Origin of the sequence: Rhodococcus sp. IEGM 1305, assembly GCF_030058635.1 — a bacterium.
Taxonomy (GTDB): Bacteria; Actinomycetota; Actinomycetes; order Mycobacteriales; family Mycobacteriaceae; genus Rhodococcus_F; species Rhodococcus_F opacus_D.
Window position 1 is genome coordinate 501,053 of record NZ_JASHKX010000003.1, and the last position, 15,497, is coordinate 516,549.

The 15,497-nt window shown below is 67.8% G+C and carries 9 protein-coding genes; 2 read left to right on the forward strand and 7 right to left on the reverse strand.

The annotated features are described in order from the left end of the window. Positions 1–31: 31 nt before the first annotated feature. Positions 32–391, reverse strand: a complete 360-nt coding sequence (locus QM693_RS37820; RefSeq protein WP_502942615.1) for a hypothetical protein — start codon at positions 389–391, stop codon at positions 32–34. After that, positions 388–1,392, reverse strand: a complete 1,005-nt coding sequence (locus tag QM693_RS08985; RefSeq protein WP_283352053.1) for a helicase-related protein — start codon at positions 1,390–1,392, stop codon at positions 388–390. The genes QM693_RS37820 and QM693_RS08985 overlap by 4 nt, the downstream gene beginning before the upstream one ends. A 287-nt stretch (positions 1,393–1,679) precedes the next feature. Here QM693_RS08985 and QM693_RS08990 point away from each other — a divergent pair, with 287 nt between their 5' ends. Beyond that, complete coding sequence (locus tag QM693_RS08990) at positions 1,680–2,285, forward strand: TetR/AcrR family transcriptional regulator (RefSeq protein WP_283352054.1); 606 nt, start codon at positions 1,680–1,682, stop codon at positions 2,283–2,285. Positions 2,286–2,371: 86 nt separating this feature from the next. Here the strand turns inward: QM693_RS08990 and QM693_RS08995 are convergent, their stop codons facing one another. Together QM693_RS08995 and QM693_RS09000 are read right to left on the reverse strand one after the other, a co-directional pair. Then, positions 2,372–2,749, reverse strand: coding sequence for an ANTAR domain-containing protein (locus QM693_RS08995; RefSeq protein WP_009472922.1), 378 nt, complete (start codon positions 2,747–2,749; stop codon positions 2,372–2,374). Between the two features lie 69 nt (positions 2,750–2,818). Then, the gene (locus QM693_RS09000; protein WP_283352055.1) at positions 2,819–3,829 is read right to left on the reverse strand and encodes an NAD(P)-dependent alcohol dehydrogenase; all 1,011 of its coding nucleotides are present in this window, start codon (positions 3,827–3,829) and stop codon (positions 2,819–2,821) included. 252 nt (positions 3,830–4,081) lie between these two features. Between QM693_RS09000 and QM693_RS09005 the strand changes: the two genes are divergently transcribed. Then, positions 4,082–11,200 (forward strand): non-ribosomal peptide synthetase, encoded by a 7,119-nt coding sequence (locus QM693_RS09005; protein WP_283352056.1) that lies wholly within the window; start codon positions 4,082–4,084, stop codon positions 11,198–11,200. A gap of 4 nt (positions 11,201–11,204) precedes the next feature. On the opposite strand, the gene QM693_RS09010 is transcribed toward QM693_RS09005, so the two are convergent. Genes QM693_RS09010 through QM693_RS09020 form a run of 3 tightly spaced genes read right to left on the reverse strand, consistent with a single transcriptional unit; the run spans position 11,205 to position 15,417 of the window. Then, complete coding sequence (locus tag QM693_RS09010) at positions 11,205–12,446, reverse strand: amidohydrolase (RefSeq protein ID WP_283352057.1); 1,242 nt, start codon at positions 12,444–12,446, stop codon at positions 11,205–11,207. A gap of 35 nt (positions 12,447–12,481) precedes the next feature. Beyond that, complete coding sequence (locus tag QM693_RS09015; RefSeq protein ID WP_283352058.1) at positions 12,482–13,918, reverse strand: amidohydrolase; 1,437 nt, start codon at positions 13,916–13,918, stop codon at positions 12,482–12,484. A gap of 35 nt (positions 13,919–13,953) precedes the next feature. Next, positions 13,954–15,417, reverse strand: a complete 1,464-nt coding sequence (locus QM693_RS09020) for an MFS transporter (protein WP_283352059.1) — start codon at positions 15,415–15,417, stop codon at positions 13,954–13,956. Between the last annotated feature and the right edge of the window lie 80 nt (positions 15,418–15,497).

Here is a 15,497-nt window from a genome sequence, read left to right on the forward strand (position 1 = left end):
CGAACTCTGACCGGTCCTCGACCGGATGTCCTTACCACCCCTGTTCCCAGCGCCGCAACCGGTTTCGGGTGGACAGTCTGTGTGCGAGTGCCGTGGAGAGGAGGACGGCGCCAGCCGAGAGTGCCCAGAGCCCGCATGCGGCGGTCACGGCCAGTACGGTTTTTTCACGGCTGTCAGGGATGGGGCCGCTAAGGGGGCCGTCGGCGTCGGCGCTGATGGTGATGGCCTCACCGGTCTTCGCGGGAGCGGCGGTGGGCACGGCTGCGGTGCGCTCCCCGTGGGGTGTGGACCAGCGGGCCCGGGCGGTGTTCTGGTCGCCGGCAGGGTGAAGCGCGTACTCGGGGGGTCTCGGGCGCGAGGTAGGTGTCCTTGAGCAGCACTGCCGGTTCATGCTGCACGCCGGCGCGCAGCGCCTGGGTTTGCTGTTCCAGCCGGGTGTGCGTCGCGGTTCCAAACGGCGTCGACGGGATCAACAGCAGGACCACGGCCGCGATGGCAGCATGAGGGTAGCCTCGTAGCGGTCGCTATGGCCGTTCCGCCCCGGACCCGGATCCGGCTGTGCGGACACTCGGCAGACATCGGAGAGACTGATCGGCGGCAGACAGCGCGCCTGCGGTGCGTCGGAGGGGTTTCGGGAGGTGGGGACCCGAACCAGAACTCCCACGGTGCGGTGGTCTGCTCGACCAGGCGCACAGCGAAAGCGCGGGCGAAATCTGCGCCGAGCTGTTGGGGCAGGTCGAGATGAATCCTGGAGGGAAGTCGTGGCTGCCGGCAGAGCTGTCGTCTGAGTTCATCGAGATGCTCGCCGAGTTGGCTGTCGTGTGACCGCAGCGCCTTGATTACGTCCCATACCGGTTTGAATACCGAGTTGTCGAGGGCGACCGCCGGGTCTTCGTCGGTGTCGACGAAGACCGGAATGACGATGGTGCCGATGGTCTTGTCGGGGGCGAGCCTGATGGCGCGGCCGACGGCCCGGACGATGTCGACCTCGGAGCGGCGCGGGTCGATGAAGGCCACGCTGTCGAGGGTGGGGACGTCGACGCCTTCGGCGAGGCAGCGCGCGTTGGCGAGTAGTCCCCTTGGGCCGTGCTCGAGCCGGCCGAGGTGGTGCAGGAGCGCATGGCGCTGCCCTGCGGGCATCTCGCCGGATGCGTAGTCGGACCATACCTGACCCAATGGTTGCTGTTCGGCGGGTATCCAGAAGATCACCTCGGGGAGGGACTGGGCGCGCGTGACCCGTGAGTGGAAGGTGATCGTGCGGTGCAGGTCGTAGCGGCGCATCGCCTGGGCGAGGCCGATTTGTCCGGCGAGAGTGCGGGCGTCGGTCACCTCGGTGCCATTGGTGGTGACGAATCGGCCGCGCTGGGCCCAGTCCCGGTAGGTGGCCGTCATCGACTGCGACGACGGCCACCTGGTAGTCGGTCAGTAGTTCACGTTCGATCGCCTCCGCGAATCCGAGCCGGTGGAATACCGGCCCGAACACCTCCTCGTCGTCCATCGAGTCGACCTCGAAGTCGGCTTCCTTCGCTTGCCGCACGACCCGGCCGGTGAAATAGCGTGGGCTTCGGGGCGGAGGGTCAAGCGTTCGCGGTAACCTCTGAGTCCGGTGGGGCGGTGCGCCGACAGCCCTTGCATGCCGTTCGGGCCCAACGGCGCGTTGTGAGAGGTAGGGAAAGACAGTGGCTGGCAGGCGTGGGTGGGGTAGTAGTCCGCCTGGAAGTGACGAGGAAGCGTCCCGGCGAATCGTCACCGCCGCAGTCGAACTCATCAGTCGGAAAGATACGGCGATCAGCATCGCCGACGTTGCGGAATCCCTCGGCGTCATCCGTCAGACGGTGTACCGATACTTTCCCAGCACCGACGCCCTCCTACGAGCCGCAGCCATCGCCGCCGTCGCCGGATTCCTCGACCGCCTCACAGAACACCTCGTGGGCATCGAAGACCCCGCTGAAGCTGTGGTCGAGGCCGTGATCTACACACTCAACGAAGCGCCCCGCATTCCGCAGCTCGGCATCATGCTGTCCGGTTCTCATTCCCACACCGAGGGGATCACGTCCGACGAGGCCCTCACCTTCGGAATGACGATGATCAGACGCTTCGACGTCGACTGGGAGCGGCACGGCTACGACGAGCCCGCCCTGCGTGAGCTCGTCGAATATCAGCTGCGGACGATGCAGTCGTTCTTCATCTCGCCCGGAAACCCGCCGCGGAGCCAGGACGAACTGCGTGCGTACCTGCGACGGTGGGTGGGGTCAACGGTCGCCGTCCCGCGCAATCCAGCCTAGAGACCGGGCGGCGATCTGCCGCAGGAGTATGGGTACGCAGCCGCTGCGACGACCCCGGCGCGCCGACAGCCGACGGACCGCGCAGGTCACGGGCGTATCTGCGTCGCGAGGTGGGGATGGTTTCGCCCGTGCAGGCTGGCCATGCGCTGCGACGGCCGGTGGGGCCCCGAAGGAGGCTGTCCGCGGAGTCCTTCCCACTCGGGGAACGTGCCCGGACGGCGACTGGTGAGGTGCCGGGTGTTGCTGGTGAGGTCGATCAGGCACCGGGCGGCACCCTGCACGGAGAGGTGGTGCCGTCGTGCCACGTCGAGCAGTTCGTCGAACGCCTGCGCATCGCTGTAGCCCCGGCTGGTGATCAGCACCGCCTTCGCGGTGGTCAACAGTTCACGGTCGGAGGGCCCGCGGCGCCGGTCCAGGAAGCTTCGGGTGGGTCGCACGGGGTTCGGGTTCTCGGATTTCAACATCTGGCACCGTCCTTTTGTGTACGAGATTCCCCCAGGTCGCGATCTCGTAAACGCGCGTACCCGAGTGGGTCATGTGGGCATGCGGGTGGTTGGAACCCGATCCCCGGGGCGGCCCGTCTGCGCCACGGTGATGACGACGTTGCCACTCTTGTGTCCGGTATCGACATACCGATGCGCCTCGACGATGCGTTCCAGGGGATAGCTGCGGTCGATGACGATCCGCAGTTTGCCCGCTTCGATGAGCTGCTTGATGTACGCCAATGCGTCGTTCTTGCGGACGGACATACCGGTGACGACTTTCCTTCCGCCTCGGATCGAGGTCCAGAGTTGCAGCAGGTTGTTGTTCAGCCCGGATGTGGGAACGTAGCACCCGTGCTCGGTGAGCGAGCCCTTGCACCGAGCGAACGAATTCCTGCCGACGGCGTCGAAGACGACGTCGTATTCCTCGGCGTTGTCGGTGAAATCCTCTGTGGTGTAATCGATGACCTTGTCGGCGCCCAGGGACTTCACCAACTCCGTGTTGTGCGGACCGCACACTCCGGTGACCTCCGCGCCGAACGACTTGGCGAGTTGCACTGCGTAGGTGCCGACGCTGCCGGAGGCGCCGTTGACGAGAACCTTCTGTCCGGTTCGCACCTTAGCCTTGTCCCGAAGGAAGAACAGCGCGGTGGTGGCACCGTCGACGGCGGCGGCGGCCTCTTCGTAGGTCTTGTCGACCGGCTTGAGTGCGAGCGAGGCGGCTTCCGGCAGGCACTTGTACTCGGCGTAGGCGCCGATATCGAAACCGGTGAACCCGAATACCTGATCGCCCGGCTGGAACCGGTACACGTCCTTGCCGACGGCCTCGATCTCTCCGGCAAGCTCGAGGCCCAGGGTCCGCAGGTTCCTTCGTGGCCTTCGCAGCCCGAGGATCAACCGGCCCCAGAGCGGCTCGCCGCGGCGCATCTTGCATTCCGCTGTTGTCACCGTTGTCGCGTGGACTTTCACCAGGACTTCGCCGTCCTTGGGTGTCGGCTTCGGAACCTGCGCGAGTTCGAGTACTTCGGGTCCGCCGAACCGAGTGTGGATGATCGCCTTCATCGCGGACCTCCTCGGCGGCGCTCCAGGTCATCGCGCCTCGAACACGCTCACGGCCAAGCATAGTTCTCCGGCATCCTCGTCGTGGGGTTGTGCCGACGGTGCAGGGTGCCCACACCACACACCTAGGGTGTGTTTTCGCGCAAGGCGATCCGCGGGACCGTAGTGGCGTCGGTATATCCGGCTGCCCCTGCCCACAAGGACCGAGCGTCCCGCCGTCGATCCAGCGGCGCAAGCACCCCGGTTGGTGATTTGATGGAACACGCTGCGCGAGCGAACTACCGAGAGCATCGAACCGATCCGTTCCCGCTGTCCGCGGCGCAGCACGGGCTGTGGTTTGCGCAGCAACTCGCCCCGGACGTCCCGATCTGCATCGCGCAGTACGTCGACATCCACGGGCAGCTGGACGTCGATCTGTTCCGTGAGGTAGCGCTCGTTGCCGGCCACGAATACGAGTCGGTGTTCCTGCGCCTGGTCGACGTCGATGGTGAGCCGCATCAGGTGGTCGATCCGCCTGCCGACGCGGCCATGGGAATCGTCGACTTCCGCAGTGCATCCGACCCGATGGCCGCCGCGGAGGCGTGGATGCAGGAGAACTACACGGCACGAGTCGATTTCGAGCACGACTATCTGTGCGAATCGTCACTGTTGCGGGTCGGTGACGAGCGGCACCTGTGGTACAGCAGGATCCACCACGTCGCCCTCGACGGATACGCGGCGATGACGATGGTCAACCGTGTCGCCGCCCTGTACACCGCGGCGGTCCACGGTCTCGAGCTCGAACCGAACCGTGCAGCCGACCTGCACACCCTGCACCGCCTCGAAGGCGACTACCGGGCGTCCCACCGGTTCTCGTCCGACCGTGACTACTGGGCCGAACGTCTCCACACACGCACGAACGGCGCCTCCCTGACCGACATCGAGGCTCCACCCGCCGCCCACAGCCTGACCGTGCGCGCGGCGCTGTCGACCGATACCGTCGCACGGCTCGAGGACACCGACGGCCGGCCGGGCGCGACGGCAGCAGCCGCGTTGATCGCCGCCTTCGCCTGCTACCTCTCGCGGCGGACGGGACGGCAGGACGTGCTCGTGGACATTCCGCTGTCCGCGCGCACCACCGCTGTACTGCGCCGTTCCGGCGGCATGCTCGCCAACGTTGCGCCATTGCGGGTGCAGGTCCGATCCGACGACACCGTCGGCGACCTCGTGACCCGGGTCCAGCACGAACTGATGGGGGCAATGCGGCACCAGCGCGGCAACGTCGAGGACATTCTGCGTGACCTGGGTGTGTCCGCCGAGGCCCGCAGGATCTCGGGACCGATGATCAACGTGATGCTCTTCGATCAGGATCTCACCTTCGGGTCGCTGACCGGTGACTTCCGGATCCTCACCACCGGTCCTGTCCCAGACCTGTCCGTGAACGTGTACCGGAGTGGCACGCCGACGTCGACGATCGTCGAGTTCGAGGCCAACCCGTACCGCTACCGCGACGACGACCTGCGGTCGCATCACGCCGGCGTCGTCGAACTGATCGACGAACTGCTCGCCGCCGACCCCGGCACACCGCTCGCCGTGATCGGTGTGGCGGAGTTGGAGTGCTTGACTCCGGTGGTGGGTGGGGTGTCGGTGTCGGAGGTGTCGTTGCCGGAGTTGTTGGCGGCGTCGGTGGTTGCGGATCCGGGTGCGGTGGCGGTGGTGTGTGGGGATCGTCGGTTGACGTATCGGGAGTTGGATGAGGCGTCGAATCGGTTGGCGCGGGTGTTGTTGGGGGCGGGGGTGGGTGCGGAGTCGGTGGTGGCTGTGGCGGTGGCGCGGTCGGTCGAGTCGGTGTTGTCGGTGTGGGCGGTGGCGAAGACGGGGGCGGCGTTTTTGCCGGTGGATCCGCAGTATCCGGTGGGGCGTGTGGAGCACATGCTGACGGATTCGGGTGTGGTGGTGGGGGTGACGGTCTCGGAGGTGCGGGATCGGTTGCCGGGTTCGGTGCGGTGGGTGGTGCTCGATGATGTGGCGGTTGTGTCGCGGTTGTCGTCGGTGTCGGCGGGGGTGGTGACGGATGTGGATCGGGGTGCGCGGGTGCGGGTGGGGCAGGCGGCGTATGTGATTTATACGTCGGGGTCGACGGGTGTGCCGAAGGGGGTGGTGGTGACGCATCGGGGGTTGGCGAATGTGGTGGCTGCGCAGCGTTCGGGTTTCGGGGTGTGTGCGGGTGCTCGGGTGTTGCATTGTGCGTCACCGAGTTTCGATGCGTCGGTGTTCGAGTTGGTGTGGGCGTTGGGGTTGGGTGCGCGGTTGGTGGTGGTTCCGCCGACGGTTTACGGTGGGGAGGAGTTGGCGCGGATTCTGGTGGGGGAGTCGGTGACGCATGCGGTGTTGACGCCGACGGCGTTGTCGTCGGTTGATCCGGTGGGGTTGGGGGCGTTGGGTGCGCTGGTGGTGGCGGGTGAGGCGTGCCCGCCGGAGTTGGTTGCGCGGTGGGCTGCGGGTCGGCGGATGTTCAATGCGTATGGGCCGACGGAGGCGACGATCATGTCGAATGTCAGTGGTGGGTTGGTGGTGGGGGAGTCGGTGACGGTGGGTGGTCCGGTTCGTGGGTTCGGTGAGTTGGTGTTGGATGGGCGGTTGCGGCCGGTGCCGTTCGGGGCGGCGGGGGAGTTGTATTTGTCGGGTCCGGCGCTGGCGCGGGGGTATCGGAATCGGTCGGGGTTGACGGCGGGGCGGTTCGTTGCGGATCCGTTCGGTGGGCCGGGGGATCGGATGTATCGGACGGGGGATGTGGTGCGGTGGCGGCGTTCGGAGGGTGGGCCGGTGCTCGAGTATGTGGGTCGCTCGGATTTTCAGGTGAAGATTCGTGGTTTCCGGATCGAACTCGGCGAAATCGACGCCGCGCTGACACGGCATCCCTACGTCGGATTCGCCGTGACACTCGGTCGCACCGCCCCGTCCGGGGACACCGTCCTGGTGTCGTACGTCCTGCCGTCCGGTGACGACGAACCCGACGTCGCCGAACTGACCGACCATGTGCGCGGCTTCGTGCCCGCCCACATGGTGCCCGCGACCATCGTCATCCTCGACGAGCTGCCCCTCACTCCAGTGGGCAAGCTGGACCGGCAAGCATTGCCGGCCCCGGATTTCGCGATCGTCCGCACCGTGTTCCGCGCGTCGACCAGTACGGCCGAGCACACCGTGGCAGACGTCTTCGCCGAGGTGCTCGGGCTCGACCGGGCCGGGCTCGACGACAACTTCTTCGACCTGGGCGGAAACTCGCTGAGCGCGACCCGCGCCGTCGCCCGCATCAACTCCGCGCTCGGCATCGCCTTGGGGGTCCGGGAGCTGTTCGAGGCGCCGACGGTGGCGGAACTCGCCGCCCGGGCCGCTACCGCGGATCGCAGCACTGCGGCGCGTCCCGCCCTCACGGCGGCCCCGCGCCCGGACCGGGTGCCGCTGTCCCTCGCACAGCAGCGGATGTGGATCGTCAACCAGGTCGACACGACCTCGCCCGCCTACAACGTTCCGATCGCGCTGCGCCTGACCGGCGAACTCGACATCGATGCTCTGCGCGCCGCGTTCGGCGACGTCGTCGAACGGCACGAGCCGCTCCGCACCGTCTATCCCGGCTCTGCAGACGGGCCGCATCAGGTGGTGCTGCCCGCGGACCGGGTGACCCTCGACCTCACCCCGGTCACCGTGTCCGACGAGGCGGCGCTGCGCAGTGAGCTGGTGCCCCTCGCGTCAGCCGAGTTCAACGTGAGCCGCGACGTCCCGATGCGCATTGCGGTGCTGCAGATCGGTCCGGACGAACACGTGGTGGCTCTCGTGTTGCACCATATCGCGGCGGACGGATCGTCGATGGCGCCGCTCGCTCGCGACGTGATGGTTGCGTACACCGCGCGTACACACGGACGTCCCCCCGGGTGGGCGCCGATGCCGGTGCAGTACGCGGACTTCGCGCTGTGGCAACGCCGCACCCTGGGCAGCGACACCGACCCGGACTCGCTGCTTTCGGCGCAGCTGGACTACTGGCGCCGGACCCTCGACGGGATGCCCGAGCTGCTCGAGCTGCCGACCGACCGGCGGCGCCCGCTGCAGCGGTCCGCACACGGCGCCACCGTGCCGTTCGCGATCGGTGCGGACCTCCACAAGAAGCTGTCCGACCTCGCCCGGGACCACGATTCGACGCTGTTCATGGTCGCGCACGCCGCACTCGCCGTCCTGCTCGGCCGGCTGAGCGGCGAGACGGACCTCGCGGTGGGAACGCCCGTCGCCGGTCGCGGCGACGCGGCACTGGACGAGATGGTCGGCATGTTCGTCAACACCGTGGTGCTGCGGACCCGGGTCGCGCCCGAGAGCTCCTTCACCGACCTGGTGGCGCACGTCCGCGAGACCGACCTCGGGGCATTCGGGCACGCGGAGGTGCCGTTCGACCGGGTGGTGCAGGCGGTCGACCCGGTCCGTTCGACCGCGCACACCCCGCTGTTCCAGGTGCTGCTCGAGTTCCAGAACACCGAGAAGAGCCGCCTCGAACTGCCCGGGCTCATCGTCGAGGTCGTCGACGCCGGTGTCGAGGTCGCCAAATGCGATCTGTGCCTGACCCTGAGTGAGAACGTCGACGAAACCGGCGAACCTGCCGGAATGTCCGCCGCATTCGGTTTCGCCACCGACATCCTGGACGCGAGCACCGTGCGCGGGTTCGCGGACCAGTTCGTCCGCATCCTCGACGCGGTCACGGCGTCGCCCGACCGTCCGATCGGCGACATCGGTGTGGCGGAGTTGGAGTGCTTGACTCCGGTGGTGGGTGGGGTGTCGGTGTCGGAGGTGTCGTTGCCGGAGTTGTTGGCGGCGTCGGTGGTTGCGGATCCGGGTGCGGTGGCGGTGGTGTGTGGGGATCGTCGGTTGACGTATCGGGAGTTGGATGAGGCGTCGAATCGGTTGGCGCGGGTGTTGTTGGGGGCGGGGGTGGGTGCGGAGTCGGTGGTGGCTGTGGCGGTGGCGCGGTCGGTCGAGTCGGTGTTGTCGGTGTGGGCGGTGGCGAAGACGGGGGCGGCGTTTTTGCCGGTGGATCCGCAGTATCCGGTGGGGCGTGTGGAGCACATGCTGACGGATTCGGGTGTGGTGGTGGGGGTGACGGTCTCGGAGGTGCGGGATCGGTTGCCGGGTTCGGTGCGGTGGGTGGTGCTCGATGATGTGGCGGTTGTGTCGCGGTTGTCGTCGGTGTCGGCGGGGGTGGTGACGGATGTGGATCGGGGTGCGCGGGTGCGGGTGGGGCAGGCGGCGTATGTGATTTATACGTCGGGGTCGACGGGTGTGCCGAAGGGGGTGGTGGTGACGCATCGGGGGTTGGCGAATGTGGTGGCTGCGCAGCGTTCGGGTTTCGGGGTGTGTGCGGGTGCTCGGGTGTTGCATTGTGCGTCACCGAGTTTCGATGCGTCGGTGTTCGAGTTGGTGTGGGCGTTGGGGTTGGGTGCGCGGTTGGTGGTGGTTCCGCCGACGGTTTACGGTGGGGAGGAGTTGGCGCGGATTCTGGTGGGGGAGTCGGTGACGCATGCGGTGTTGACGCCGACGGCGTTGTCGTCGGTTGATCCGGTGGGGTTGGGGGCGTTGGGTGCGCTGGTGGTGGCGGGTGAGGCGTGCCCGCCGGAGTTGGTTGCGCGGTGGGCTGCGGGTCGGCGGATGTTCAATGCGTATGGGCCGACGGAGGCGACGATCATGTCGAATGTCAGTGGTGGGTTGGTGGTGGGGGAGTCGGTGACGGTGGGTGGTCCGGTTCGTGGGTTCGGTGAGTTGGTGTTGGATGGGCGGTTGCGGCCGGTGCCGTTCGGGGCGGCGGGGGAGTTGTATTTGTCGGGTCCGGCGCTGGCGCGGGGGTATCGGAATCGGTCGGGGTTGACGGCGGGGCGGTTCGTTGCGGATCCGTTCGGTGGGCCGGGGGATCGGATGTATCGGACGGGGGATGTGGTGCGGTGGCGGCGTTCGGAGGGTGGGCCGGTGCTCGAGTATGTGGGTCGCTCGGATTTTCAGGTGAAGATTCGTGGTTTCCGGATCGAACTCGGCGAAATCGAATCGGCCCTCCTCGGATACCCCGGTATCGATCGCGCCGTCGTGAACACCAGCGGCGACCGGTTGGCCGGCTACGTGGTCCCCGCTGCGGGTTCGCTGCTGGACACGTCCGCGGTCCTGGCGCACGCCCGTGCGCGGTTGGCCCCGCACATGGTCCCCGCGACCGTGACGGTCCTCGACGCCGTGCCGGTCACCGCGAACGGGAAACTCGACCGCGCCGCCCTGCCGGAGCCGGACTTCACCGCGGCGCGCGCCGCGTACCGGGCACCGCGCAACGCGACCGAGGAGGTGGTGGCCGCCGCGTTCGCCGAGGGGCTCGGGCTGGACCGGGCCGGGCTCGACGACAACTACTTCACCCTCGGCGGTACGTCGCTCACCGCGACGAGCGTGATCGCCCGGATTGCCGAATCGTCTCCGCGCGCCGTGCCGGTGCAGTGGATCTTCACCCATCCGACGCCGGAAGCCCTGGCGCACATGATCGCCACGGCGCCGGAGGACTCCCGGGCGGAGGATGCCGCCGACCCGTCGCTCGACGTGCTGCTGCCGCTGCGAACCACCGGAACCGGCAACCCGGTGTTCTGCATCCATCCCGCGATCGGGTTGGCCTGGTGCTTCACCGGGCTGGTGCAGTACCTCGGTGACCGCCCGGTGTACGGGCTGCAATCCCCTGCGCTGACCGACCCCGACCTGCAGGTCGACTCCTTGGAGGATCTCGCCGCCCGATACGTCCAGCGGATCCGCTCGGTGCAGCCGCACGGCCCGTATCACCTGGTCGGCTACTCGGTCGGTGGTCAGATCGCCCATGAGATGGCGGTGCAGCTCACGGAGGGCGGCGACGAGGTGGCCACCCTCGCGATGCTCGACACACACCTGACAGGAGGATACGGTCTCACAACGGAAAAGCCCACCGTGGCTGCACTTCTGGCGGAGTTCGGCGCGGTGGTCCCGGGTGACGCGGATGCGGCGGCGACCACGGATCGCGCGGTGGAGGTGCTGCGCCGCACCGGCGGACTGTTCGCCGCCGTGACCGCGGACGACCTCGACGCCGTCCACCGGGTATTCACCCAGACGGTCGACCTCGCCCTCGCGCACCGCCCGTCGACACCGATCGGCCTCGATCTGCTGTTCTTCGGTGCGGCGGACTCTGTGGATGCCCCCACCGGCGTCTCCGCGTGGAGGCCCCACATCAGCGGTGAGATTATCGAACACGCCGTTCCCGTATCGCACCAGCAGATGACGAGTCCGGAAGCGCTCGCCGGCATCGGCCCCGTCCTCGCACAGCACGTGACGCTCGCCGAGCGCCGGCTCGCCTTGTCCTAGGCGATCACGCCCAGGAGGCGCGCCGGGTGAACCCCTCCGGCCGTTCCGCCTGCAGACGCAGCAACTCCCCGCGGACCTCGGTGTCCAGTGCGATGTCGAGGACCGTCCACGCCAGCGCTGTCGCACCGTCGAGGATCGCGGCATCGGCGGCGGGACTGGCTGCGGCGTCGGCGAAGTCGGCGTTGTGCGGGATCGCGGTGCTGCCGAGCACCGCGATCGCGGGATGGATGGACGGCACGACCTGCGACACGTTGCCCATGTCGCTGGAGCCTCCGCCGAGTGAGGCGGACGTGAGTTCGCGACCGGTGGCCTGCAGGTTCTCGTCCCAGATCGCCGCGAGCACCGGGTTCTGGACCATCGGCGCGTAGGGCGGCTCCGTGGCCGCGTACGTCCACTCGCATCCGGTGGCGAGTGCGCCCGCTTCGAAGCAGGCGAGCACACGCTCTTTCACCTCGCGCCACTCACCGATCTCCGGTGCCCGCACCTCGACCTGCACCACCGTCCTGGCCGGAATGATGTTGGTGACGTCTCCTCCGTGCGATACGAACGCGTTGACGCGTGTCTTCGCCCGGAACTGCTGGCGGACCAGCCCGATGGCGTTCAGGGCGATCGTCGCCGCGGCACCGGCATTGATCCCGTGCTCGGGTGCGCCGGCGGCATGTGCGGCGCGGCCAGTGAACGTTACCTCGAATCGATCGACCGCCTGCATCCACAGCGAGGAGCAGGGCATGTCCGTCCCCGATGCACCGTGAACCATCAGCGACAGCGCCGCGTCCTCCCACGCACCGGCTTCGAGCATCGGGATCTTGCCGCCGCCGTGCTCCTCGGCGGGTGTGCCCAGCAGTTTGATCCGGAGACCGGCGTCGTCGGCGACCGCCGCGAGCGCGAGGGCCGCACCCACTCCGGCGGCCGCGATCATGTTGTGGCCGCAGGCGTGCCCGACTTCGGGCAGTGCGTCGTATTCGGCGCAGATCGCGACGGTGAGGTCGCCGGTCCCGTAGACCGCTTCGACGGCCGTGTCGAGCCCGTAGACGCCGACGGTGGTGTCGAAGCCCGCTTTCCGGAGTGCGTCCCCGACGAGGCCGGCGGCGCGGTGCTCCTCGAACGCGATCTCGGGGGTGTCGTGAATGCGGTGGCTGAGTTCGAGCAGCTCCTTCTCGCGATTCCGGACTACCTGCGCCGCAACATCCTTCAATGCTGCTGTGCGCGGCTCGGTGGTGTCGCCGACGGGGGTGGCGAGCGTCATGTGGGTGGTCCTTCCTGGTGGTTGCGAATGGGTGGTCAGACGGCGACGGCGGCGCCGCGCAGGGGCGGGGCGATGACCCCGTCGGGAAGCGGGGAGTCGTAGGGGGTCTCGGAGGTGCGGGAGGTGAACTCCTTGCGCGCCGAGGCCAGCAGTTCGGCGTCCGTCAGCAGGTCCGCCGCGGTCGCGGCCATGATCTTGGCGGCGTGGATCATCCCCTTGTGTGCGGCGGGAAGCTTGCCCTGGGCGACCATCTGCCACGAGTGGGCGGCAGTGCCGACGGCGACGCACGCCGTGGCGCACTGTACGAGGGGTGTCACCCGGCTGACGTCACCGAGGTCGCTGGACCCGGTCAGCGTCGGACGTGGCGTCCGCGCGTCGAACGTGATGATGTCGGTGTGCAGAGGGCTTCCGTCGCCCTCGAACTCACCGCCGAGGGTGCTCGCCGTGCGTCCCGACGTAGTCTCGGTGATGAACGCCGATGCGGACTCGAGGTCGCCGGCGTCGAAGGGAACCGGTCCGAGCTCGCGGAGCCGCTCCTGCATCGAATCCTCGAGGACGACATTCGGCAGGATGTCCGAGCATCCGCCGTCGATCTCGATCTCGACCGTGGTCTCGGTCATCAGCGCGGCGCCTTCGGCGATCTTCGTCACACGGGCGAACAGCTCGCGCATGCCGGCCACATCCGGCGACCGCACAAGGTAGTACGCCTCGGCGCTCGCCTGGACCACGTTGGGTGAGCGACCACCGGTGTCCAGGATCGCGTAATGGATCCGGCAGTCCGAGGGCATGTGCTCACGCAGGAAGTTCGTGCCGACGTTCATCAGCTCGAGCGCGTCGAGAGCGCTGCGGCCGCGCTCGGGGGACACGCCTGCGTGGGAGGCGATGCCGGTGAAGCGGACGTAGGCCTGGATGTAGGCGAGTGTGCGGATTCGTTGCACGGTGGTGGTGTCGCCGGGGTGCCACGACACGGCGGCGTCGACGTCGGCGAACGCACCCTCCTTCACCATGAACGTCTTTCCGGCGGCGGCCTCTTCGGCGGGGCATCCGTAGTAGCGGACGGTTCCCGGGAGGCCGTTCGCGTCGAGGTAGCGCTTGACGGCGGTCGCGGCCAGGAGCGAACCACCACCGAGAAGGTGATGTCCGCAGCCCTGCCCGTTGCCGGTTTCGTTGCCGGGCTCCGGTTCCGGCACGGCACTTCCCGACTTCTGACTGAGCCCGGCGAGGGCGTCGTATTCGCCGACGATCGCGATCACCGGCGTACCACTTCCGGCTTCGGCGCTGAACGCGGTCGGGATACCGGCCACCGCCCGGCTGACAATGAATCCCTCGGCCTCCGCGACGGCGATCTGCGCATCGACGGAAGCGTGTTCTTCCCATCGCAATTCGGGGTTGTTCCAGATGGCGTCGCTCAATGCGGTGTACTGCGGGCCGAGTTCGTCGATGGTGCCGAGGAGGTATGGATCGACAGACACTTCGATATCCTTTCGTTCGGTGTTCAGGAGAGATGTCAGGCGTGCACTTGCTGGTCGTCGGCAAGTGGGGCTGTGTCGTTCTCGGTGACGTCCGCCGGCGAGTGGAGTTTCAGTGCCAGGACAGCGGTGAGGGCGCACAGTGCCGCACACACTGCCCACACCACGTGATAGGCGCCCACCGAGGGGATCTGCTTGGCACCGGCGGTGAGTGCCGGGGTGATCATCGATGACATCACGAGGGCGAACACGGCCCCGGCTACGGCTCCCGCCGCGGTGCGGGATGTGTTGTAGAGGCCGGATGCGATACCGACCGAATCCGGTGGGGCCTGCTGCACGATGACGGTGGGCAGCACCCCGACCACGACGCCGCCGCCCATTCCCGCGACGACGAGCCACAGAGTGAACAGGGCGACGTTCCCCGGGACGACGATCATCAGGATGTAGGAGGCCGCCGCGAGGACCGCACCCAGTGCGAGCGATCCGGGCACGGTGGCGGAACGGGCGAGCCGGTCGCTCGTGGCCGCACCGACGAACATCGCGAGAGCGAACAGCGCCAGGATCAGGCCGGTCATCGACGCGGTGACGCCGAGCCCGTAACCGTTGGTCTCCGGCGTGGCGCGGAGGAAGAGGGCGCTGGGGGTCTGGACACCGAACAGTTGGGCGCCGAACAGCATTGCCATCAACATGGGCACCCGCATGCCTCGTCCGACCACGTCGAGGTCCACGAGCGGATGCCGGACCTGTCGTTCCACGAACACCCACACGACGAGAACCGCAGCCCCGACCCCGATGGCCGCCCACGTCAGGGTGCTCGTCCAGCCCCAGGTGTTGGCGTTGGAGACACCACCGAGCACCCCGAGCAGACCGACCGTCAGCAGGACCGCGCCGGTCCAGTCGACGGTGCCCGACTTGCGCACCGTCGTCTCCGGGACGAGGAAGTAGACCACCGCAAGGCAGATCGTCATGAGGATGGCGGGCACGAGCAACACAACACTCACGTCGCCGATCACCGAGTCGAGCAGGAAACCCGAGAGCAGGCCGCCGACGGCGGCACCCAGTGTCAGCGACCCCACCAGTCTGCCGATGCTCCGGCCCGCCGTGGCCGGGTTGCGGTCCCGCACGATCGCGAACTCGAGTGGCAGGAACGCCGCGAGCGGTGCCTGCAACGCCCGGCCGACGAGCAGCAGTTCGAACGACGGCGCGAACGCGACGAGGAACGAACCGAGCGCGACGGACGCGGTCGCGACGACGAGAAGCCGTTTGTGCCCGAAGAGGTCACCGAGTTTGGCGATCAGTGGGACGCAGGCGGCCGTCCCCAGCAGATACATTGCGCTCACCCAGTTCAAGGCGGCGGACGACGCGTCGAAACGTTCGCCGATGGCGGGCAGCAGCGGGGAGAACCACCCCTGCAGCAGGCCGCTGGCGAACTCCATGACCACGAGGAATCCGACCGCTGCCGTGGCAGCGTCGCTTCCCTGGAGGTGGCGCGAAGAACTCATGTGGACTCCAAGAGGATCAGCGGAAAGTGACTGGTGGAAGAGTGACCCGACGTGAATTCCGTCGTGTAAATTTGCAGCTT